The sequence below is a fragment of the Yeosuana sp. genome (assembly GCF_057126245.1).
This window is the reverse complement of the sequence record NZ_DBNGMQ010000074.1, coordinates 1-23,285: the sequence shown is the minus strand read 5'-3', so window position 1 is coordinate 23,285 and position 23,285 is coordinate 1. Positions and strand designations below refer to the sequence as shown.

General features: G+C 30.7%; 24 protein-coding genes. 16 read left to right on the top strand and 8 right to left on the bottom strand.

What is annotated here, in order from left to right:
- Positions 1–330: 330 nt before the first annotated feature.
- Positions 331–2,292, bottom strand: a complete 1,962-nt coding sequence (locus AC15TD_RS09130) for a putative porin (protein WP_484451835.1) — start codon at positions 2,290–2,292, stop codon at positions 331–333.
- 268 nt (positions 2,293–2,560) lie between these two features.
- Here AC15TD_RS09130 and AC15TD_RS09125 point away from each other — a divergent pair, with 268 nt between their 5' ends.
- From AC15TD_RS09125 to AC15TD_RS09070, 12 genes are all read left to right on the top strand, one after another.
- Complete coding sequence (locus AC15TD_RS09125) at positions 2,561–3,160, top strand: ribonuclease HII (protein ID WP_484451834.1); 600 nt, start codon at positions 2,561–2,563, stop codon at positions 3,158–3,160.
- Between the two features lie 32 nt (positions 3,161–3,192).
- Positions 3,193–5,628 carry a ribonuclease HII gene (locus AC15TD_RS09120; protein ID WP_484451833.1) on the top strand — a complete coding sequence of 812 codons (2,436 nt, stop codon included), beginning with the start codon at positions 3,193–3,195 and terminating at the stop codon, positions 5,626–5,628.
- Positions 5,629–5,836: 208 nt separating this feature from the next.
- A complete protein-coding gene (locus AC15TD_RS09115) occupies positions 5,837–6,886 on the top strand; it encodes a nucleoid-associated protein (RefSeq protein ID WP_484451832.1) in 1,050 nt (349 codons plus the stop codon).
- Positions 6,887–7,041: 155 nt separating this feature from the next.
- Positions 7,042–7,374: an ArsR/SmtB family transcription factor gene (locus AC15TD_RS09110; RefSeq protein ID WP_484451831.1), complete on the top strand. Its 333-nt coding sequence runs from the start codon at positions 7,042–7,044 to the stop codon at positions 7,372–7,374.
- Between the two features lie 48 nt (positions 7,375–7,422).
- On the top strand, positions 7,423–7,890 hold the full coding sequence (locus tag AC15TD_RS09105) for a DUF6428 family protein (protein WP_484451830.1): 468 nt from the start codon (positions 7,423–7,425) through the stop codon (positions 7,888–7,890).
- A gap of 19 nt (positions 7,891–7,909) precedes the next feature.
- The gene (locus AC15TD_RS09100; RefSeq protein WP_484451836.1) at positions 7,910–8,521 is read left to right on the top strand and encodes a low molecular weight phosphatase family protein; all 612 of its coding nucleotides are present in this window, start codon (positions 7,910–7,912) and stop codon (positions 8,519–8,521) included.
- 6 nt (positions 8,522–8,527) lie between these two features.
- Positions 8,528–9,562: an ACR3 family arsenite efflux transporter gene (gene arsB, locus AC15TD_RS09095; protein WP_484451829.1), complete on the top strand. Its 1,035-nt coding sequence runs from the start codon at positions 8,528–8,530 to the stop codon at positions 9,560–9,562.
- 202 nt (positions 9,563–9,764) lie between these two features.
- Positions 9,765–9,926 carry an ArsR family transcriptional regulator gene (locus tag AC15TD_RS09090; RefSeq protein WP_484451828.1) on the top strand — a complete coding sequence of 54 codons (162 nt, stop codon included), beginning with the start codon at positions 9,765–9,767 and terminating at the stop codon, positions 9,924–9,926.
- A gap of 51 nt (positions 9,927–9,977) precedes the next feature.
- The gene (locus AC15TD_RS09085; RefSeq protein ID WP_484451827.1) at positions 9,978–10,271 is read left to right on the top strand and encodes a thioredoxin family protein; all 294 of its coding nucleotides are present in this window, start codon (positions 9,978–9,980) and stop codon (positions 10,269–10,271) included.
- An 8-nt stretch (positions 10,272–10,279) separates the two neighbouring features.
- Positions 10,280–11,257, top strand: a complete 978-nt coding sequence (locus tag AC15TD_RS09080) for a permease (RefSeq protein ID WP_484451826.1) — start codon at positions 10,280–10,282, stop codon at positions 11,255–11,257.
- Between the two features lie 16 nt (positions 11,258–11,273).
- Positions 11,274–11,714: a nitrophenyl compound nitroreductase subunit ArsF family protein gene (locus tag AC15TD_RS09075; protein ID WP_484451825.1), complete on the top strand. Its 441-nt coding sequence runs from the start codon at positions 11,274–11,276 to the stop codon at positions 11,712–11,714.
- Complete coding sequence (locus AC15TD_RS09070) at positions 11,714–12,415, top strand: aromatic aminobenezylarsenical efflux permease ArsG family transporter (protein WP_484451824.1); 702 nt, start codon at positions 11,714–11,716, stop codon at positions 12,413–12,415. The genes AC15TD_RS09075 and AC15TD_RS09070 overlap by 1 nt, the downstream gene beginning before the upstream one ends.
- Here AC15TD_RS09070 and lipB read toward each other — a convergent pair.
- The 3 genes from lipB to AC15TD_RS09055 all read right to left on the bottom strand — a co-directional run bounded on the left by lipB (position 12,375) and on the right by AC15TD_RS09055 (position 14,271).
- Positions 12,375–13,106, bottom strand: a complete 732-nt coding sequence (gene lipB, locus AC15TD_RS09065) for a lipoyl(octanoyl) transferase LipB (protein WP_484451823.1) — start codon at positions 13,104–13,106, stop codon at positions 12,375–12,377. The genes AC15TD_RS09070 and lipB overlap by 41 nt on opposite strands.
- A 30-nt stretch (positions 13,107–13,136) precedes the next feature.
- Positions 13,137–13,295, bottom strand: a complete 159-nt coding sequence (locus AC15TD_RS09060) for a YqaE/Pmp3 family membrane protein (RefSeq protein WP_484451822.1) — start codon at positions 13,293–13,295, stop codon at positions 13,137–13,139.
- An 88-nt stretch (positions 13,296–13,383) separates the two neighbouring features.
- Positions 13,384–14,271 (bottom strand): DUF302 domain-containing protein, encoded by an 888-nt coding sequence (locus AC15TD_RS09055; protein WP_484451821.1) that lies wholly within the window; start codon positions 14,269–14,271, stop codon positions 13,384–13,386.
- A gap of 195 nt (positions 14,272–14,466) precedes the next feature.
- Here AC15TD_RS09055 and AC15TD_RS09050 point away from each other — a divergent pair, with 195 nt between their 5' ends.
- The 3 genes from AC15TD_RS09050 to lysS all read left to right on the top strand — a co-directional run bounded on the left by AC15TD_RS09050 (position 14,467) and on the right by lysS (position 17,865).
- On the top strand, positions 14,467–15,516 hold the full coding sequence (locus AC15TD_RS09050; RefSeq protein WP_484451820.1) for a helix-turn-helix domain-containing protein: 1,050 nt from the start codon (positions 14,467–14,469) through the stop codon (positions 15,514–15,516).
- 108 nt (positions 15,517–15,624) lie between these two features.
- A complete protein-coding gene (locus AC15TD_RS09045) occupies positions 15,625–16,053 on the top strand; it encodes a DUF1573 domain-containing protein (protein ID WP_484451819.1) in 429 nt (142 codons plus the stop codon).
- 123 nt (positions 16,054–16,176) lie between these two features.
- A complete protein-coding gene (gene lysS, locus AC15TD_RS09040) occupies positions 16,177–17,865 on the top strand; it encodes a lysine--tRNA ligase (RefSeq protein ID WP_484451818.1) in 1,689 nt (562 codons plus the stop codon).
- A gap of 114 nt (positions 17,866–17,979) precedes the next feature.
- Here the strand turns inward: lysS and AC15TD_RS09035 are convergent, their stop codons facing one another.
- The 3 genes from AC15TD_RS09035 to yiaA form a co-directional block, all read right to left on the bottom strand.
- On the bottom strand, positions 17,980–18,792 hold the full coding sequence (locus AC15TD_RS09035; protein WP_484451817.1) for an alpha/beta hydrolase: 813 nt from the start codon (positions 18,790–18,792) through the stop codon (positions 17,980–17,982).
- Positions 18,764–19,639 (bottom strand): alpha/beta hydrolase, encoded by an 876-nt coding sequence (locus AC15TD_RS09030; RefSeq protein ID WP_484451816.1) that lies wholly within the window; start codon positions 19,637–19,639, stop codon positions 18,764–18,766. The genes AC15TD_RS09035 and AC15TD_RS09030 overlap by 29 nt, the downstream gene beginning before the upstream one ends.
- A gap of 132 nt (positions 19,640–19,771) precedes the next feature.
- Positions 19,772–20,260, bottom strand: a complete 489-nt coding sequence (gene yiaA, locus AC15TD_RS09025) for an inner membrane protein YiaA (protein WP_484451815.1) — start codon at positions 20,258–20,260, stop codon at positions 19,772–19,774.
- 339 nt (positions 20,261–20,599) lie between these two features.
- On the opposite strand from yiaA, the gene AC15TD_RS09020 reads away from it, so the two are divergent.
- The gene (locus tag AC15TD_RS09020) at positions 20,600–22,111 is read left to right on the top strand and encodes a hypothetical protein (RefSeq protein WP_484451814.1); all 1,512 of its coding nucleotides are present in this window, start codon (positions 20,600–20,602) and stop codon (positions 22,109–22,111) included.
- Positions 22,112–22,379: 268 nt separating this feature from the next.
- Here the strand turns inward: AC15TD_RS09020 and AC15TD_RS09015 are convergent, their stop codons facing one another.
- Complete coding sequence (locus AC15TD_RS09015) at positions 22,380–22,871, bottom strand: hypothetical protein (RefSeq protein WP_484451813.1); 492 nt, start codon at positions 22,869–22,871, stop codon at positions 22,380–22,382.
- Positions 22,872–23,285: the final 414 nt, after the last annotated feature.

The window sequence follows — 23,285 nt, the reverse complement described above, 5'->3', positions numbered from 1 at the left end:
AAAACTTATTGCCTTTTTTAGCGGCTGCAAACATACACCCCTTTTTTATTTCCACAATGACTTTTTTTGCCTTTTTTTAACTTCATTTTTTTATAACCTTTTAAACCTTTGTTTTCAATGGGTTACAAATAAAAAAAATTAAGTTTTTGATTTTGAATGAGAAAATTTGATAGTTTTTATAAACATATCACAACATGTTGTGAATTGCATTAGCGATTGAACGGCTTGTTTGAACTCTTTTTTATTAGCTATTTAATAAAAAATAGATTATCACAAAAGTGAGTTGTGAAAGCGCGACCAAGCTAATACAGCTTGGTAATGCCCAAAAATCTACATAAAGAAATTCCAAACGATACCGAAACGCACTGTAAAGTCTCTATAGGGATAGTTTGGTGCTGAGTAATAATTATAACCTGTGAAGGCTGAATTGAAATGTTCTGCTTTTAAAAAGATGCGCGTTTGACGTATTTTTGCATTAATAAAGAAATCTAACCTTGGAAATTCTCCATATTCCTTCTCATTTTGAACTGTGAATTCGGCTAATAGCGGATCATAATCATTCATATAATACTTGGTAAAATAATTAAAAGTGACTCCTGTTTGCAAAAATAAAGCCTTATTAAACATGTGGGTTGAAAAGTATAAGGTATTTCGCGTTACTATTTCTGGCACATTTAAGGTATTGTTTTCGTCTTGTACATTTTGATATAATATGGTATTGTTTAGTGCAAATTTGCCTATTGAGATTTCTTTTTTAAGTTTAACTCTTAAATAGGTAATGGTTGCGTTGTTTTGAAATGCACTTGTAAGGTTTGTGGTTTCGTCTTTTTTGAAATAGGTATAATCTGTGATGGTTGAATAATCTACCAAAATATTGGCTATTTTATTTGATTTTAAATGAAACGATAGCTGCTGAGTCTCTGTATTGTTAAAGTTATTTTGCCAATTGTAGTTGATATAATCACTTTGATATAATAGGGTATTGTAGTTGGGGGCTTTTGAACTATGGTTTATAGAGGCGGTTGCAGACATATCTTCATTTAACTTAAAAGATGCCGCTCCTTTTATATAGTTACCATCAAAATCGCCAGTAACATTTATTCCCATTTCACCATTTAAATCAAATCTTTTATATTGTTTGTGATATTTCCCTCCTACCGAATAGACATCTCCTTTTAATCTATTTGTAATTGTATTTCCGTTAAGAATTACTAATTTATCATACCCATAATTATAGTTATTACTACCAAGGTTAAACTCTAAATCGCCTAGCAGATCATTACTATAATTTAACTGAAACTGATTATAAAAGTTTTCTAGAGATACCCTGTCTTTAAGTTTTGAACTTTTAAAAGCAGCACCAAAATAACTCGAAACTGAACTTTGGTCGTATTGATAATATTTGTCTTCAAAAGACATGATATGCCTAATATTAAGAGTATGATTTGATGTTGAGTCATGCTTTTGAACAATATTGTACCCATGATCTAAATGAAAGCGTTTGCCTTTTAGAATGCTTTCTGCATTTTCAAAATTTACTTCTAAGATAGAGCGGTCTAAAAACTCTTCTTCTCCAGTTTCAAAAAACGTTATGTTGCTATCTTGTAAGCCTCCGTTTTCCTGGTTTAGTAAATCTTGTGTTACAATATGCGCCCTTAATGCATATCTTTTGTTTTTGGTTACATAATTACCTGTAACTCTAAAATTACCGGTACTGGTTAAGATATGCTGATATTTCCCTAAAGATCTTAACCCTTTATATGCAATCGATATATTAAGTCTTGGTGTTGTGTTTACTGTAAAAAAAGCATCTAGTAATTGCCCCTGTTCAAAGGCCGTTTTAAAGAACAATTCGGTTAATGGCGTTGGTACACGGTAATAATCAATATCCTCAATTTCCATATAATTAAAGTGTCTTGCCCTTGCTCCAAAACTTGGCATAAGCATGGTACTCTCAAAATTATAACTCAAAGAATTATAGGTTTGCCCTAAATTTGAAAACGGCATCAACTCAAAATCGTCTTTTCTTAAATAATTGAATTTGTAATCTTTTTTTATGCTTAGCGTAGTATCAACATAAGTGGTATCATTCTCAAAATTAATGATTAGATAATCTTTGATTTTAGCAAGATTCTTAGCAACGGAGGTATTTTTACTAGGTGGTCTGGTTGAATCATTGGCTTTTAATAAACCAATCTCTTCATTTACGCGATATGGACTAACAGGCTTCTTTTGGGCAAAAAGTCCACAAAAAGTACATAATAGAATGATTAAGAAAGCTGTTTTTCTCATAATTGCTTTTTTCCGAAACAAAAGTAATTATTTGAACGTAAAGCACCGACAAATATTTTAAATAAAGAAAGCCAGCAAAATTTTGCTGGCTTTCTATAAAAAACAATCTTCCTTAATAAGGAGGATTAATTATAATCAATTTGAATTAGTCGGTGACAAAAATGAAAATATTAAATTGAATACACAACAATTTTAAAGAGAAAAAATAACCAATCAATTAATCATATTACATTTTTAAAATTTTAAATTTGACACTAGTAACTAATGTATGCTAGCAATAAAACATTCAGATTTCAAACTAGAATGCGGCACAGATGAGGCTGGCCGTGGTTGTTTAGCTGGTCCTGTTACTGCGGCGGCAGTTATTTTAAAGGAAAATTTTACGAATACTATATTAAACGATTCAAAACAACTATCAGAAATAAAAAGAGATTTACTAAAACCTATTATCGAATTAGAATCTTTATCTTTTGGTGTTGCCCATATTTTTCAGGAAGAAATTGACACCATAAACATTTTAAACGCCTCTATCTTGGCCATGCACAAATCTATTGAGCAGTTAAAACCAAACCCCGAATTTATTATAGTTGATGGAAATAAATTTAAGCCTTATAAAAGTATTCCCTTTGAAACCATTGTTAAAGGTGATGGTAAATACATGAGTATTGCAGCAGCTTCAGTTTTAGCTAAAACGTATCGTGATGAATACATGAATAAGATCCATGAAGAATTCCCGATGTATAATTGGAAACAAAACAAAGGCTACCCAACCAAAGAACATAGAGAAGCTATAAAAAAATACGGAATTACTAAATACCATAGAAAAACATTTAGACTATTGCCTGAACAATTAAAATTAGACCTATAAGTTTATATCTTTGCAAAAACATTAATTAATACATGAGATTCGTTAGACTATCCATCTTATTTTTATTCATTTGCAACTGTTCAAACGATAAAACAAATCATTCAAAACTTTTTGACTTTATTCCTGAAAATACATCTGTATTATTAAAAGTTCCAAATCTTGAAATTTTAAAGAACAGCATTGAAAACAATCAATTCTTTGATAATGTTTCTAAAACAAATTCTTACAAGAAGCTAGAAGGTCAATTGCATAGTCTTGAGCTTATAAACCCAGAGAGCAATCTTTTCATTGCATTACATAAAGACGAACTTGACAGTCTTCAATATGCTTTTATTACAAAATACTCTGAAGGTTTATTTGTTAGAGATTCTGTCACGAATTATATGGAAGAAACACTTACGTATAATAAGAAATCCATCATAAAATCTACATTTAATAACCAAATTTTTTATAGCGCCATTATAGATAGTACATTTTTTTCTTCATCATCAAAAGAGATTGTTGAAGGTGCTTTTAACTTCAAAAACTCAAATGAGGCATTAGAAAAAATATATAAAACGACTAGCGATGATAAAACGATTTCTATTATCCTAAAAAGTGATGAGAATCATTTTATAACCTCATTCTTTCCTGAAAACAAACTTCCTCTTAAAACCTTCGCCGAATACATGGCTATAGATGTTGATATCAATCAAGATGAGATTCTATTTAACGGTATCACTCAAGCTAACGATTCAACAAAAAGTTTTATAAATGTTTTTAAAAACACCATTGCTCAAGAAAATCAAATACAGCATGTAACGCCCTATAATGCTGATGGTATGTTAAGTTTTACGTTTAATAATTATGAAAACTTTCGTTCAAACCTGGTTAAGTTTACACCAACCGACACCTTAAAAAATAGTTTTAACCTATTTGATAATGTTATTGAAGTAGGCGTTATTTACAATTCTCAAAACCGCACTATTGTTTTAAATTCGCTGGATGCAGCGTCAACCGAAGACGCTTTAATAAGCGAGCAAAATATAATTGATACGTTTAGACAAGTTGATCTTTATAGTTTTAGTAAACCAGATTTATTTAAAACCGCTTTTGGACCATTAATCACTTTTAATAATGCTACTACATATTGTATTTTAGATAATTTCTTTGTCTTTAGTGATGATTTAAAAATGATTCAAAATATTATTTCCAACTATCAAAACAAAACCACGTTAAGTGAACAAACTTATTTTAATGATATAAAAGATCAATTAAGCGATGCATCGTCTTTGTTAATGGTAGTAAATCCATCCCTATTAAATTCTGTATTACATAAGAATCTTAATGATTACATTCCTTTACCACTGGATAAATATAAAGCTAGTGCTTTACAATTTGTATATGATTCTAATTTCGCACATGTTAATGGCATCATCAAAAAATCAAAAATTAAGGCGGCTCTAAATTCAATTTCTGAAGAATTAAACATCAAATTAGACGACGATTTATTAAACACGCCGCAATTTGTCACCAATCATTTAAACAGGCAAAAAGACATCGTTGTTCAAGATATTAAAAACAATCTGTATTTAATTTCAAATTCTGGTAAAATACGATGGAAAAAACGACTTGATGGACCCGTTTTAGGGCAAATAGAACAAATTGATATCTATAAAAACGGACGCCTTCAATTAGCTTTTGCAACCCCTCACAGAGTCTATTTAATTGATAGAAACGGAAACGATGTATCTCCTTATCCAGGCAAATTTAATGATGCGATCACCCAACCACTTTCTGTTTTTGATTATGATAAAAATAAAAATTACAGACTTTTAGTTACTCAAGGCAGTAACTTGTTAATGTATGATAAAAATTTAAAATCAGTGAATGGTTTTAAATTTAAATCGGCCAATAAAACCATATTAAATCAGCCACAACATTTTAGAATTGGCAATAAAGACTACATTGTTTTTAATACCGAAAATAAGATGTACATTCTTGACAGAACTGGAAAAACAAGAGTAACTCCAAAAACATCTAGTTCATTTTCAAAAGAAGCCATTTATTTATATAGAAATAAGTTTACTACAACGAGTCCAGATGGACATCTTATAACCATAGATTCTAAAGGCAATTCTGTGTCTCAAAATTTAAATCTATCTAATCAACACCACATAGAAACCTCAAGTAAAACATTGGTAACACTAAGCGAAAACAAACTTACCATAAAAGGAAACCATTATGAGTTAGATTATGGTATATATACAAAGCCTACATTGTTTTATTTACAAGATAAAATTTATGTTTCTGTAACCGATTTACAAACACAAAAAATATATGTATTTGATAGCAATGCTAAACTCTTACCTAATTTTCCTGTTTATGGAAATTCAAGCATCATGTTAGATAATTTTGACGGAGATAGAGATTTAGAATTTATTGTTAAAGGAGATGATAATGCTATCATTCTATATCAAATTAATTAGTTTTAAAATCCTTTAAAAGTGAAATGGAATTTTTAACTTTAAACATTTTAAGAATCAAATGAAAAGTCAAATAAAAACATAACGGTAACCAAGTCGAAAGTCCTCGAATCTGAGAACGTCAAAGTGTTATGCTTTGGCGTTCTTTTTTATCATTTTTCAAACTTATTTTCATAGTATTGCAACCTTAAAACTGACACCTAATTGCTCCATGATTTCAAGAAAAAACGCCACTATTTCAAAATTTATTATTCATAAAGTTGGAAACAAGTTTAATGACACTAAAAATGCTTTTTCAGAAAAAGTAGTCGATTTTGATGAAGCTAGTTATGATTTAATGCTTCCTTTTCTATTAAGACCCTTTGCATCCGTCGTTCAAAGCTATCGGTTTAATCATCATGCTAACATTTCACTAAATGAAATCAACAGCTATTCCAACCAACTATTTAATGAGGATGATACGTTTATAGAGGTTTCAAAACATATTGTAACTCATTTATACGAGCAGTCTAACTCTTCACAAATAAAAACAGGCGATGTATTGGTTGTGATGTTTGAAGGTATTGAGTTTAATGAGATTACTACTAATGCTATTGGTATTTTTAAAATTGAAAACAAAGTCAATTTCTTTCAAACCTATTTAGAAAACAAAAGCTATGATGTCTTGGTACAAAAAGGTATCAGTTCTAAAAAAGTTGATAAAGGTTGCTTGATTTTGAACCAATCTGATGCCGAAGGCAACATCATTTTAAGTGTCGATAATAACAGTTACGACGCCCAATATTGGATCAATCACTTTCTGAACATAAAATACGCCGATGATGCCAATAGCCATACCCAACAATATATTGAGCTTTGCAAAGAGTTTTCAACCGAAATTTTAAAAACCAGTTACGGTGCACAAGAGCAGAATACCTTTTTAGCTAAAACAATAGATTTCTTTAAAGACAATGAAGTTGTTAATGTAGAACGCTTTAAAGAAGAAGTTTTTGAAGAAGAGACGTACAAAACGTTATTTGACGATTACAAAAAAGCCTTCGAATGTGAACAAAATCTTGTCATTAGAAATCAATTTGATGTTGCCGAACGTGTGGTTACTAAAGAAAAGAAAAAAATAAAAACCGATATTAAATTAGACACCAACATACAAATCAAACTGGATATTGATGCTCCTGAAGCTGCCAGCGAATTCTTAGAACGTGGTTATGATGATGAGAAAAAAATGCATTTCTATAAGGTGTTTTTTAATGTGGAAGGGTAGCAAGGCTAGAAGAATACATGCTTAAATTCGTTAACAGCAGACGTAACGTATTAAAATAGGTCGATATCATTTAGTTATAAAATAGATAAAAAACTATAATATTATTTTTTCTATTTAAACATTAATCGTAATATTGCAATATTATAATATAAGACATGGGATTAACGAAGACCGAAATATTCACAGAAGAGCAAAATACCATTGCAATGATCGCCAAAGCGCTTGGGCATCCGGCACGCGTTGCGATTTTACAACACCTCATAAAAATAAACAGCTGTATTTGCGGCGATTTAGTTGATGAAATTGGTTTAGCACAACCCACTATTTCACAACACTTAAAAGAACTTAAAAACTTAGGCATCATTAAAGGCAACATTGAAGGTACCAGTGTGTGCTATTGCATCAACCAAGAAAAATGGGTTGAGATTGAGACCTTATTCTCATCGTTTTTAAGTCAGAAACCAAAAGGTTCTATTGCCTGTTGCTAAAAAAATTAACCAATTATATCGAAATATTACAATAAAACAAAAAATATTATGACACTATCAGAAATCAAGAATCACTTAAAAAATTTAGATACCATGGCGTTTCAATTGCCTGATGGAAATCTAGTACCAAATCATTTTCACGTGACCGAAGTCGGAAAAGTATCTAAACACTTTATTGATTGTGGCGGAACGGTTAGACATGAAGAGGTTATTAATTTTCAGTTATGGGAAGCCAATGATTATGACCACAGATTGCATCCTGAAAAATTAGTACACATTATTGAGTTATCTGAAAAAGTTTTAGAGTTAGAAGATTTAAACATAGAGGTTGAATATCAAGACACAACCATTGGAAAATTCGGACTAGATTTTGACGGCACGAACTTTCTACTTACCACCAAACAAACCGATTGTTTAGCTAAAAGTGCATGCGGGATTCCTCCGGAAAAAGCAAAGGCAAAATTATTGGAATTACAATCAACGTCTTGTTGTGCTCCCAATTCAAATTGTTGTTAAATCCTTGAAACGAAACCACATGTTATTTACAGGTATCCAAAACCTTATTGATGATTTAAATATTGAAACCATCTCTGAAGAACGCAAAGTAATTCTTCAAACTTTAATAGACTTTATTCAACAGAAAAAAAACATTAATCAAGACATCAGGCTCAATTTTATTTGTACTCACAATTCACGCCGTAGTCATTTGTCCCAAATTTGGGCACAGGTTATGGGCTGTCATTTTAATATAAAAAACGTATTTAGTTATTCAGGAGGCACAGAAGCTACTGCTATGTTTCCTTTGATTGGTGAAACGCTATCAAATCTGGGTTTTAAAATTAGCACACTTTCAGAAGGCAAAAACCCTATATACGCCATTAAATATGCAGAAAATGAGCATCCTGTTATTGGGTTTTCAAAAACCTATGACGATACATTTAATCCGCAATCTGAATTTGCCGCTATCATGACCTGTTCGAATGCCGATGAAGGTTGTCCTTTTATTGCTGGGGCTGAAAAACGAATTCCAATGACGTTCGAAGATCCAAAAGCATTTGACAACACGCCATTGCAAAAAGAGAAATATTATGAACGTAGTATTCAAATTGCAACTGAATTATATTATGTATTTTCTCAAATAAACTAAGAAATCATGATGAAGAAAAAGTTAAGTTTTCTGGACAGTTATTTAACCCTTTGGATTTTCATGGCGATGGCGTTAGGTGTTAGCATTGGTTATTTTGTGCCATCATTACCAAAAGTTATAGAATCCTTTAGCAAGGGCAGTACCAATATACCCATAGCCATAGGTCTTATTTTAATGATGTATCCACCGTTAGCCAAAGTCAATTATGTCTTGTTGCCAAAGGTATTTCAGAATGTAAAAATCCTTTCTATTTCATTGGTGTTAAATTGGGTTATAGGCCCGATTTTAATGTTCATATTAGCTATTACCTTTTTGCAAGATTACCCCGAGTATATGGTAGGATTAATTTTGATTGGGCTAGCTCGTTGTATTGCTATGGTCTTGGTTTGGAATGATCTTGCCGAAGGCAGCAACGAATATGGTGCCGGTTTAGTGGCTTTAAATAGTATTTTTCAAGTATTTGCTTATAGTTTTTATGCATGGATATTTATTACCGTACTTCCTCTCTATTTTGGGTTTGAAGGCGCTATTGTTGATATTTCCATTTATACCATCGCTGAAAGTGTAGCTATTTATTTAGGAATTCCATTTGTACTTGGTATTTTAAGTAGATTGATTTTAGTAAAACTTAAAGGAGAATCTTGGTACAAAGAAAAATTCATCCCTACTATTTCACCAATGACATTAATAGCCTTGCTATTCACAATCATCTTGATGTTTTCACTTAAAGGTGAATTGATTGTTCAAATTCCAAAAGACGTTTTAATTATAGCCATTCCTTTACTAATCTACTTCACCATTATGTTTTTAGTTGGCTTTTTTGTGAGTAAAGCTATGGGTGCAGATTATGATAAAAATGCGGCCATATCCTTTACGGCGGCAGGAAATAATTTTGAATTGGCCATTGCGGTTGCTATTGCTGTTTTTGGGTTGAACTCTGGTCAAGCCTTTGCAGGTGTTATTGGTCCTTTGGTTGAAGTACCTGCATTAATTTTATTAGTAAGAGTATCCTTTTGGCTTAGAAAAAAATATTACTTATAAAAAATGGTAAACGTGACTAATGTCATATGTATCCAACTAAACCCATCGTAAATTTGCGATAATAACTATAAAGTAATTTAGAACATTTTGAGTACAAAGAAGGTACTAAAGCTATAGCCCAATTTACCATGGCTTTAGAGCATCCTACCCGAATTGCTATTTAAAGCATATTGAAAATCAATCGTGTTGTTTTACCGGTTATTTGGTAGATGTTTTTCCTTTAGTACAATCTACAGTGTCTCAACATTTAAAAGAAATAAAAAAAGCAGGATTAATTCAAGGCGAATTAAAACCGCCAAAAATAAAATATTGTTTTAATCAGGAGAATTGGATGATTGCTAAATTATTATTTTCCGTTTTTTGACGAATATTTTTTAATAAAAATATCGTCTAATTGCGATAAACAACATAAATTATGGGTATTTCAATTAAAGTTTTAGGTACAGGTTGTCCAAAGTGTAAAACCATGACACTTTTAGTGCAAGAGGTTGTTGATGAAAACAACATTGATGCTACCATTGAAAAGGTTGAAGATATTATGGATATCATGACATTTAACGTCATGACCACTCCCGCTTTAGTCGTGGATAATAAGGTAACCATAAAAGGAAGAGTCCCTTCAAAAGTAGAAGTTTTAGAGGTGTTAAATGATACTAAAACAACGACGAATGAAGAAGGAAACTGCTGCTCTTCTGATAGTTGTTCCTAACATATTATATGTTTGACTGGATTCAACATATAGCCGATTGGGTAGTATTTGAAGCACTTCATTTAGAAAAGGGAAATCATTTATCCGAAGCTTTAAATTTCTTTATAAATGATACCACCAAGATTTTAATATTACTTGTTGCTGTTATTTTTTTTATGGGTATCGTTAATAGTTACTTCCCTATAGAAAAGGTTAAAAACTTTCTGTCACGTCATAAGTTTTACGGCTTACAATACCTTATGGCAAGTCTTTTTGGTGTAGTTACGCCTTTTTGTTCATGCTCATCTGTCCCATTATTCATTGGGTTTGTAAGAGGCGGTATTCCTTTAGGTGTCACTTTTGCTTTTTTAGTGACCTCTCCATTAGTTAATGAAGTTGCTATTGGACTTTTTATTGGATTATTCGGACTAAAAACCACGCTTATATATGTGGTTAGCGGTGTGCTCTTAGGAACTATATCGGGAATAATTCTTCAAAAATTAAAATTAGAACACTATTTAACGCCATGGGTTAAAGATATTCTTGAAAATGCTCAAAGAGAACAATATAAATTTCAAGAAGAAAAACAAACCTTTAAACAGCGGTTACCCATTATTTGGGCAGAAGTAATCAAAATTCTTAAAGGAATTATCCCTTACGTGATTATTGGTATTGCCATAGGTGGACTAATGCATGGCTATATTCCCAAAGGCTTTTTTGAACACTATATGAATAAAGAAAACCTCTTTGCTGTGCCAGTCGCTACGATTCTAGCAGTTCCCATGTATTCGAACGCATCGGGAATTTTACCCGTTGTTGAGGTGCTGGTTACAAAAGGGATTCCGTTAGGAACGGCCATTGCATTTATGATGGGTATAGTGGCCTTGTCGTTACCAGAAGCCATGCTTCTAAAAAAAGTGATGTCATTAAGACTTATTGGCATTTTCTTTGGAGTCGTTACCCTTTGTATCATACTATCAGGCTATCTGTTCAATATTATTTTATAAATCTAAAAAACTACTCATGAAATCATTCAAATTCACTTCACTTTTAGCAATTATATTTCTGCTATATACGTCATGTAAGGACAAAAAAGGCAACCAAAATATGTCTACAGATAAAAACATATCTAAAATAGAAGTTATCGATTTTCATTCTACCCATAGATGTGTCACTTGTAAAGCCATTGAAGCCAATACAAAATTCACGCTCGATACCTATTTTTCTGAATATATGAAGGATGGAAAAATAACATTTCAGGTGATTAATATAGATGAAAAAGAAAATGAAAAACTAGCTGAAAAATTTGAAGCTTCTGGAACTGCTTTGTTTTTAAATGTTATAAAAGATGGTGAAGAAAAACACGTAGATTTAACCGAATTTGCTTTTATGGAAGGAAATAATCAAGATATTTTTTCTAAAGAACTTAAAGACAAAATTGAAAATGAGTTAAAAACGCTTTAATGGAGTATTTAAAAAGCCTATTAGAAAGCACCAGTTTACCGTTTTTCTCTGCTTTGGTATTAGGCCTTATGACAGCCATTAGCCCTTGTCCATTAGCTACTAATATTACTGCAACTGCATTTATTTCAAAAAGCATATCGAATAAAAAAAAGGTGCTTTTAAGTGGTTTATTATATTCCTTAGGAAGAGCTCTTAGCTATACTACTATTGGATTGATCTTATATTTTGGAGCCAGCAAATTCCATATTGCTCGTTTTTTTAATCAAAATGGTGAAAAATATTTAGGCCCGCTTTTAATTATTATCGGATTAATTATGCTGAATTTTATCAAACTTAACTTTTTAGGCACCTTTGATTTCTCAAATAAATTATCAGAAAAATTTAAAACTAAAGGATTATTAGGTTCTTTTTTAATAGGAATTGTCTTCGCCCTAGCCTTTTGTCCTTACAGTGCCGCCCTGTTTTTTGGTATGTTAATTCCATTAACGATATCAAGTGTTGACGGACTCTATTTACCTATTGTTTTTGCCTTTGGAACAGGAATACCTGTGATTTTATTTACCTACCTTATGGCTTATGCAGCTACCAGTATAGGGGCTTTTTACTCCAGAATAGCAAAAATTGAAAAAGTTATGCGATACGCAGCAGGCATTGTTTTTATTATATCAGGTCTTTATTATGTAAGCTTATTTGTTCTTTAAACTCCGCTTCAAAAAGATTTGAAAAATGATTTAATAATTTATCTTTTACCTCTTCAACTGAAACTTCTTTAAAACCCAATTCAACATGAAGTGAGGTTACTGCTTTACCACGAATTCCACAAGGAATAATATTATCAAAATATCCCAAATTCGCATTCACATTAAGCGCAAAACCATGCATCGTTACCCAACGGCTGGCACGAACTCCCATAGCACAAATTTTTCGAACAAATGGTGTTCCTACATCTAACCACACCCCTGTTTCACCATCACTGCGTTCAGCTTTTAAACCATATTCTGCAAGTGTTAGAATAATCATTTCTTCTAATAAACGAAGATATTTGTGAATGTCTGTAAAAAAATTTTCTAAATCTAAAATCGGATAGCCAACAATTTGACCAGGCCCATGATAGGTGATATCCCCTCCTCTGTTTATTTTATAAAACGTCGCTCCTTTTTCTTCAAGCTGTGTTTCGTTTAAAAGCAGGTTAGATACATCGCCACTTTTACCTAAGGTGTAAACATGCGGATGCTCAACAAATAGAAAATAATTATCCGTTGGAAGTTTTGTTTTCTCTCTCCTGTTTTTAATTTTGGTGTCAACAATACCTCTAAACAATTGTTCTTGGTAGTCCCAAGCTTCCTTGTAGTCTTTAAAACCTAAATCATGCAGTTCAATTTGCTTATTCATAGACTGCGAAATTACAATTTTTTTAATGTTTTAACTCTTTGGATTATTAAGAATAACCAGCGCTGCAATAACCCCGGGAACCCAGCCACAAAGCCACAATAAAAACACGATAAATATAGAGCCACAACCTTTATCTATAACAGCTAAAGGCGGACAAATAATAGACAGTAAAACTCTCCAGAAACTCATTTTTGATGATTTAATAATTGATGATTTCTAGTTTGACGCTTTTCAGAAAGAGTTGTTACAATTTTAACAAAGGAATGTAATTGTGTTTTTATTCACATAAACTTTCCAATGTGTCTTCAATATCACCTGGAGTACTCATTATTTTCATAAAAGTCCCCATGGTTAATTCTGGCCAGTGTAAAGCAATTCTATATTTACCATGAAGCATGGTTGCCTCTTTTCCTTGCAAAATAATTTCATACGGTAATGCAGCCACATGATCTTCTCCTATTTTTGGTAAAAAATAAGATTCACCATCTTCAGGACTTTGAAGTCCTACGCCAAAGACAGCTACTTGTTCTTTCTCATAAATAAGTCTATATACCTCTTTGGTGTTGCTTTTATTAGCTTTTAAATTTTTGGTAATTACATTCATCCCTTCTTGAAAAGAAGAAAATTCGTTTAATTCAACAGGGTCTGAAAAATAGGGCATCATAATTTTATAGTGATACTTACCTAATTTATCTGCTTGAACTGTACCACCAAAGGGTGTAAAATCATTCCCTAAAGCTAATAATGCTTCTTTTAAATCTGCACTAAACTTTACAAACACACCTTTAAATGTATTATAATTTGCAGGCAAATAAGCTCTTAATAAATAATCTGGATTTGTATAAGATATAACTACTTTACCGCCTTTTTCCACCAATCCTATTTTCATAATAGCCGAAAGCGCCCCCCTATCAGCAACCCTTATTACAGTGCTTTTTAAATCATTTCTAGTGAAAGCAATAACTTTTAATGTTGATTTCCCTGAAGGATTATAAGTTCCTAAAACAGTAAAAGAATTATCCTTTAAGGTTTGAATAACTTTTTCTGATACTTGTTGAATTGAAGTTGAAGATTCACCCACTTTAATATAAGGAGACACGTCTTGTGAAAATAAACCAAAATGAACTAAAAATAGGGTAAGGCTAACAAGAATACGATGTTTCATTTTTTTGGGAATTTTAAAATTTAAGATTATTTTTTTTACTAAAAAAGTTATCATAACGCTTTAAATAGTATTACAAAATAAGAAATAATTGATGAACACACCTATGACTTATGTCATGATTATAATTCGTTTAAAATATTAAAAAAGACCTTTTACACATACCTATTTTTAAATTAAATATAGTAGATTCGTACTATGAGATTAAGCATAATTTTGTTCCTTTTATTGGTGTCTTTTTCGGCTAAAGCTCAATATAGCTTTAGCGGTCATATAGATAATAAAAAATGGCATGATAATGTATACCTTTCTATTATTGAAGATTATAGAAAAATTTCTGGAATTTATTCTGAACAGATTATATCAAAAGCAAAAACTGATTCGTCTGGCTATTTTTCGTTTTCTGGAAATCAATTAGACAATACTCATAGAATTTATAGAATTCACGTAGATAATTGTAATGATGAAGACCTAGACAAAAACCATTTTAACGGGCATTGCGATGATAGTAAGGAAATTATTTTTATTGCAAAGAATAATGATACCATAAGCTTTCCGTTTTCTTTTGATAAAGAAATGTTTTGCGATATAAAATCTAATAATTTAAAAACAACAGTATTTACGAAAGTTGATTCTTTAAAAGAAGAAATGAAATTTGCTTTTAAGGAATTTAGAAGTGAAGCTAACAGAAAGCTAAATAATAAAAAATGGTTTAAAACGCTGCAAGACTATGGCATGAGGCTTGACGAACCACTTGCTGAATTGTATATTTATAACTTCTTATCAGACAGAAGAAATGATTTTCACGCCTTCTACCTTGAAGACCTTAAAACTAACCGGTATTATGGTGATTTACTTAACAGGTTAGTTGAGCGCTATCCAAACTCAACCTATACCAAACAATTTAAATCAGAATTAATGTCTGATAAATTTATACTAACCGAAGATTCAAATAACTCCAATTTTAATTGGTATTATATTATTTGGTCTCTTCTTTTTCTTTCAGTCGCATTAAACATTTATTTTTTTACTTCTAATCACAAAAGAAAAAAAGAATTAATTGCACTTGATAATCTTACCAAACAAGAACAAAACATTCTTAATTTACTACGTGAAGACAAATCTAATAAAGAAATTGCCGAAGCCTTATTTGTAAGTGTCAGCACTATTAAAACACATGTAAACAATATCTTCAAAAAACTAAAAGTACAGTCAAGAGAGGAGATAAAAAACTTAGATATTAACTAGTTAAATAATTAATCTGCAGTACTAGTACTCATTTCAACCCTAGTTAATTTACGTTTTACAATAAAATAATGCATGTTTGTACTGAATTAATTAAAAACCCTATTTATTATGAAACATGGATTCAATCAACTAAACAATATAAGCCTAAAATTTTCTTTATTAGTTTGTTTACTCATTTATGGAACAAACTTTTCTCAAGAAGCTACAAATAAAAGTAACATTGGCGTTATTACTTTTGAAACTTCCGAAATTGATTATGGAACCATTAATCAAAATGCAGATGGTGAGCGTATATTTAAGTTTACTAACACTGGAGACTCGCCTTTAGTCATTACTCAAGTAAAAACCTCTTGTGGATGCACCGTCCCTTCATATTCTAGAACACCCGTTTTACCTAGCGAATCTGGTGAAATTAAAATAAAATATGCCACTAATAGAATTGGAGCATTTAAGAAAACAATCACGGTCATTTCAAATGCCAGTGAACCAAATAAAATTCTTTATATAAAAGGAAATGTATTAAAGCCTGTTAATTAAAAATACGGTTCAAATTGATGTTTTGAAATTTTGAAAATCTAGTAAAAAGTTGTGTGCTAATTTTTTGAAATAGTTTAATTTTGCACTCGTCTATTAAAAATAATAGATTTAAAAATAGTTAGCATGCAACTTTCTGAACAAGAACAAGTAAGACGAGAAAAATTATCAAGATTACGTCAATTAGGCATTAATCCATATCCTGCTGATTTATATCCCGTAAACCACACGTCGCAAGATATAAAAACTCATTTTGAAGAAGGCAAAAAAGTTATTTTAGCCGGAAGACTCATGGCAGTTAAGCTTCAAGGAAAAGCGTCATTTGCACAACTTCAAGATTCAGAAGGCAAAATTCAAATTTATTTTAACCGTGATGAGATTTGTCCTGGAGAAGATAAATCAAAATATAACGATGTCTTTAAGAAACTTTTAGACTTTGGTGATTTCATAGGTATAGAAGGGGAACTTTTTACCACCAAAGTAGGCGAAAAAACAGTAAAAGTTGAAGATTTTACCCTATTGAGTAAGTCTTTAAAACCCTTACCAATGCCCAAAGAAAAAGACGGTGTTGTGTATGACGCATTTACTGATCCCGAACAACGTTACAGACAACGTTATGCCGATTTAGTAGTTAATCCACAGGTTAAAGATGTATTTGTAAAACGTACCAAACTGTTTAATGCCATGCGTTCATTTTTTAATGACGCGGGATATTTTGAAGTTGAAACACCTGTTTTACAACCTATTCCTGGTGGAGCCGCGGCGAGACCTTTTATCACACATCACAATGCTTTAGATATTCCGTTGTACATGCGAATTGCCAATGAGTTGTATTTAAAACGACTTATTGTTGGTGGTTTTGATGGTGTTTATGAGTTCTCTAAAAACTTTAGAAATGAAGGTATGGACAGAACCCATAATCCTGAATTTACAGCCATGGAAATTTATGTGGCTTATAAGGATTATAATTGGATGATGGGTTTTTGTGAACAATTATTAGAATACTGTGCCATCGCCGTTAACGGAACAAGTAAAGCAACTTTTGGGGTTCATAACATCGATTTTAAAGCACCATACGCTAGAGTCACTATGGCTGATTCTATAAAACATTTTACAGGATTTGATATTATCGGAAAAAGCGAAAGCGAGATAAGACAAGCTGCGAAAGATTTAGGTATTGAAGTAGATGATACCATGGGTAAAGGCAAGCTTATTGATGAAATTTTTGGTGAAAAATGTGAAGGCAACTACATTCAACCTACATTTATTACAGACTACCCAAAGGAAATGAGTCCGTTATGCAAAGAGCACAGAACTAATCCTGAGCTTACAGAACGTTTTGAATTAATGGTCTGTGGTAAAGAAATTGCCAATGCTTATTCAGAATTAAATGACCCAATTGACCAAAGAGAACGCTTTGAACATCAATTAAAGCTTGCTGAAAAAGGGGATGATGAAGCGACTGAATTTATTGATGAAGACTTTTTACGTGCTTTAGAATATGGCATGCCACCAACATCTGGAATGGGCATAGGAATGGATAGGCTTATTATGTTTTTAACGAATAATCAATCGATTCAAGAGGTGTTATTCTTTCCCCAAATGAGACCAGAGAAAAAAGCTGTTGATTTAAGTGACAACGAAAAAGTAATTCTTAATATTTTAAAGCCAAATAAAACGATGGCTTTGGCAGATTTAAAAACACAATCTCAATTAAGTAATAAAGCCTGGGATAAAGGTATTAAAGGCTTAACAAAACATAAACTTGCCAAAGTTGAAAAAGTTGGTGATGGTTTATTTGTAGAGATGCTATAGACTTGAAATAATAAATCATAAAAAAGGGAACCAAAAATTGGTTCCTTTTTTTATCTCAACTTTAGTTGATTATCCATGATAATATCAGTAATAATTTCATAATTGCAACAATACTCACTTTAATATGTTATTAATTTGATTATTGAAAATATCAAATTTGTTTAAATTATTATGAGATCCCTGAGGTATTAATATAAACTCTGAATTTGTTTTTGATGATGCTTTGAACAATTTTTTTCCCGATTGAAAAGGAACCACTGCATCATCGGTACCATGAAATATATAAAGTGGACCGTTAATATTTTGAATATATTCAAAATTAGAAAATTTAAATTTCAACAGATATTTTACCGGAAACATGAAAAGTTTTCTTTGGATAACTTCCTCTAAACTAAAAAAGGGTGCTTCTAAAATAGTTTGCTTAGGTGTATTTTTAGACGACACATAGGTAGCAAAAGCGCTTCCTAAAGACCTGCCATAAACCGTAATTGAATTTTCATTATATTTTTTTTTTAAATAATCATAACACATTTGCGCGTCTCTATATAAAACGACTTCGTTTAAATCTCCGGAACTTTTTCCATAAGTTCTGTAGTCCATTACTAGAACATCAAAATTTTTGCTTGCAAAATATTCCGTGATTTTTCCCCAACGATTTAAATTACCCACATTACCATGAAAATACAATATCACCCCTTTAGGGTTTTCATTCTTAAATAAAACAGCATTAATGATTCCTCCATCTTCCGTTTTTAAGAAAATTTCCTGAAAAGGATGTGAAAACTTATAAATAAAATCCTGAGAAATTACGGTTGGCCTGAATATAATATTTTCCTGAAAAAAATACAATAACCCACAAATTATGGCATATAAACCTATTAAGCCTATCACCACTATTTTAACCTTGGGTTTTCCTTTTTGTGCCATGTACAACATGAATACTGGTTGTTGATAAATCTATTTGTTCTGATTTTGAATTAATAATCTCATGCATCATTTTATGATAGGACTCAAAATTGTTTAGATTTTTATGACCGCCGCCTATTACCGTATGCAATCTGGTTAATTTAGGATTTACTTTTGAAAGTCTGACACTTGTTTTATATGGGATTAAAGTATCATTCGTCCCGTGAATAATATGTATTGGACATTGTACATATTTTAACCATTTGTAAGTTGGTAGTGGATATTTTATTAGAATAGACAGTGGCATAAATGGAGCATATCTTGCTGTGACCTTAGTAAGACTATAATAAGGCGCATCCAAAATAAGTATTTTAGGGTTATTCATTGAGGCAAGTTTTGCAGCAAAACCTGACCCTAAGGAACGTCCGTATACAATAATTCTATCCTCAGTGGTTTCCTCTTTTATTTTATTATATACTTCTTGTAAATCTCTTTTTATTGCCTTTTGAGAGCGTCTTCCTGTACTTTTACCAAAACCACGATAATCTACCATTAATACATTGTAATTATGTCTGGTAAAATCGACTGCAAATTTCCCCCAACCCTTTATACTTTTTGAATTTCCCTTCAGATAAAAAACAATGCCTTTAGATTCTCCTTTTGGCTTAAAAAGAAGGGCGTTGATTACAGCGCCATCTCGTGTTTCAAGATTATATTCCTTGATATCCTGATTTTCATAATAAAACTGAAAGTCTTCAGGTAACTTTTCCGGTTTAAATAATAAGTAGTCCTGTAAATAATATATCGCTATACTTATAATCACATAAGCAATAATCAACAGAATCAGAAAGTGTAACCAATAAGGCATGTTTTAAAAATTCATTTAAAGTCTAATATACAATAAAAAGTTTTATACATTTAAAACCTCGCAGCTAATCACTGCGAGGTTTTGGGTTAAAATGTAATCATCAAAATAAACCCATTTATAGCGCCATTCTTTTTAACATTTTTTATCCTCATCCCTACTTCTATCAATATACCCTACATCTCTGATGTTTTTTTGAACGGCAATAGAAGCAAATAAACTTAAGGTAAAGGCCATACCATAAAATCCTTTTTCACTTAAAAATAAATCGGCATTCCAAAGACCAATAACTAACAGTACTATTGAAGCCACTGTAGTAAACCAGCTTATTCCATAATAAACTTCTGTAATTGGAATATTCTCCAATTTATCTCTTACCGCTTTTTGCAAAGAAATTACCGAAAATAGCCCAAAAAGTAAAATGGTAAAATAGTAACCCTTTTCATTTAATTGCATATCCGCATTCCACAGTCCAATGCAATAGGATGTCATACCTATCAATAAAGCGAACCATGAGGCTCCAATAAACGCCGGCGTTGGTTTTTGATCAAATATTTTAATTTCTTTTTTAATATTTTTCTTTTCTGTTTTTTCATCTACAGAAACTGTTGTTTGATAATTCATAATATTTTATTTTAAAGATTATACTTAATTTTAAACACTTAGAATCATTGAAGATTCCATTTTACTGATTGTCTTAAACTTTACTCAACTATTATAGCTATTTAATTTTTTTCTTAAATAGCATTTGAATTAGTAAATAATAAGACTATTACTACTGTGAAAATTGAAATTCTAATGACATGTTTCATAATAAATTGTTTTAATGATTACGGGACAAATTTGCGCTTCTTTAACATTTATTAAAACACAACTTTTATATATTACTAACGATATATTTCATAATTACTTTAATAAATAGATTATATTTAAAGGTTTATAATATTTTTTACTGACGATATAATGACCAATTTAAATGAAATAGTTTCCACACTTTCTTCTGAAGATCAGCAACATTTTATAATATTCTTAGAAAGAAAAAATACCCGATCAGACACTAAAAACGTCCAGCTTTTCAAACTTTTAATAAAGAATGACTTAAATTCAAAAGAAGTTTGTTTAAAACTTTATAAAGCTTACAAAAAAGATGCTTATCATGCCTTAAGAAAACGCCTTTATCAATCTCTCATAGACTTTATTGCCAATTCGAGTTTAGAAGAAGATAAAGTCATTGACATGCAAATAATTAAATACGTATTAGCTTCTAGAACGTTTCTACTTCATAAACAATATAAAGTAGCCTTTAATATTTTAGACCGAGCGGAAGTAATGGCTCAAGAAAATAATCTGTTTCCTTTACTCAATGAAATTTATCATACAAAAATTCAATACGCCTATTCTAATCCTTCTATAAAACTAGATAAGCTTATTGAGAAATTTAAAACAAATCAAAAATATTATCTCCAAGAAGACCGCTTAAATATAGCTTATGCGAAAATAAGAGAATCCATAAACGAAGTTAAGGTTAAAGGTGAGTTCATAAATTTTCAAAATCTGGTTAACGATACTTTAGAAGAATATGACATTGACATTACAGAATCAATGTCCTTCATGTCTTTATACCAATTAATGAAAATAGTAACAATTTCTGCATTTGCCACTAATGATTATTTAAAAATTGAACCATTCTTAAATAATACCTATGACATATTACTGACTCATAAAAATAAAGAAAAGCAACTTTATTACCATCTACAAGTTCTGTACTTAATAGCTTATACGTTGTTTAGAAACAAAAAATTTAATAAATCTTTGGAGTTTTTAGAAAAGAAATATGAGTTGATGTCGCAAAAAAAAGGTAAATATTACAATGAATTTAAACTAAAATATCATTTGATTTTGGCTCTTAACTTTAACTTTTTAGGCAACCAAGATGAAGCTATCAATATCCTCAAACCGTTTTTGAATTCTAAACATTCAGATTTAGAATCGTTATTAGACATTTATTTAAGTCTCGTCATGATGTATTTTCAAAAAGAAGACTTTCAAAATGCACGACAAATATTTTCAAAATTTTACCATACAGACAAATGGTACATTGAAAAAGTGGGCAAAGAATGGGTTATTAAAAAGAATTTAATTGAAATCTTATTACATATAGAACTCAAAAACGTTGATTTAGTAGAATCAAGGTTATTAAGTTTTAGAAGAAATTATTCGAAATTTTTAAAGGAAATAAAACAGCAACGAGCCATAACTTATTTAAACCTAGTTAATGAATACTTTAATACTCCAGAAAAAATAACAACCCAAGAGTTTAAAATTAACGTTGAGAATTCCTTTCAATGGATTGGCGGCAAACAAGAAGACATTTTTGTCATGAGCTTTTATGCCTGGTTAAAGAGTAAGATGGAAAACAAATCACTCTTCAGTACTACTTTAGATTTGATTAAAACGGCCCAAGGAACCAATTAATCATGAGTTAGCAAATATTAATTCATAGTTTAAACTAATAATATATTTAAACCTTTTTTGTTTATCACATAAAAAACAGTGTTTTCCATCTCAATAGGCATAGAGGTTTTTATACATTTTAGTTTTAAGAATTCAAAAAATGCAATGTAGCAACAGATGAAAGGTTATTTGTAAAGATGCTTTAATGACGCAATTAAATAAATATTAAAAAAGCCACAAACATAAATTTGTGACTTTTTTAATTTATACAACATAAACGTTGTTACAACTAATATTCACTTACATTTAAATACGGATTAAAATTTAATGGCAAATAGCACTTTGTATCAAATCCTAATTCTATTTCCTCCTCTATTTCAATAAGTTCAATTGAACTCAAATCTAAGTCATTCAATCCTTTATATGGGTTGAACCCTATAGGTAAGTAATCTTTAGTATTAAATCCTAAATTCACCTCTTCTTCTATTTCATATAATTCAATTGTACTCAAATCTAAATCATTCAATCCTTTATATGGGTTGAACCCTATAGGTAAGTAATCTTTAGTATTAAACCCTAAATTCACCTCTTCTTCTTTTTCATACAATTCAATTGTACTCCAATCTATTTCTGTTGGCACAACTGCCGAAATATCTGTAAATAATGATGCTTCTAATGATGAAAATTCACACTCAGAAATAAGATAATCTGAGTTTTCGCTCGCAATAGTTGTTGAGCTTAATGCAAACAACGTGCTAAAAATAAAGACTAATTTGATCATAATGTTATCGTTTTTTGATTTGATTTCATACAACCATAGACGAGCCTTCAAGTAAATAGTTACACACCTTTAGAAATATTTAACACTATTAATCAGTAATTTATATTTTATTTAAGATACTTGAATATTTTCAAGAACAAAAGAAATGATTTTATTGAATTATTTTAAGCTTTTGTCTTTAGCTCATATCAGAACAAACCAATAAAGAAATTACATTTTAATAAGATTCAAATCCCTATATAACAAAAAAGAGGGACTAAAATTAGTCCCTCTTTTTTAAATAACTATTTTTTTTAATTCCAAAACACACTGTATAGAGCTACTAATATGAGCATCACAGAAAAAGCCCCTATATTAAATAGCGGACTTGTTTTAAATAAGCCTTTGGTTATTTCTATTCCTTTTTGATCATCT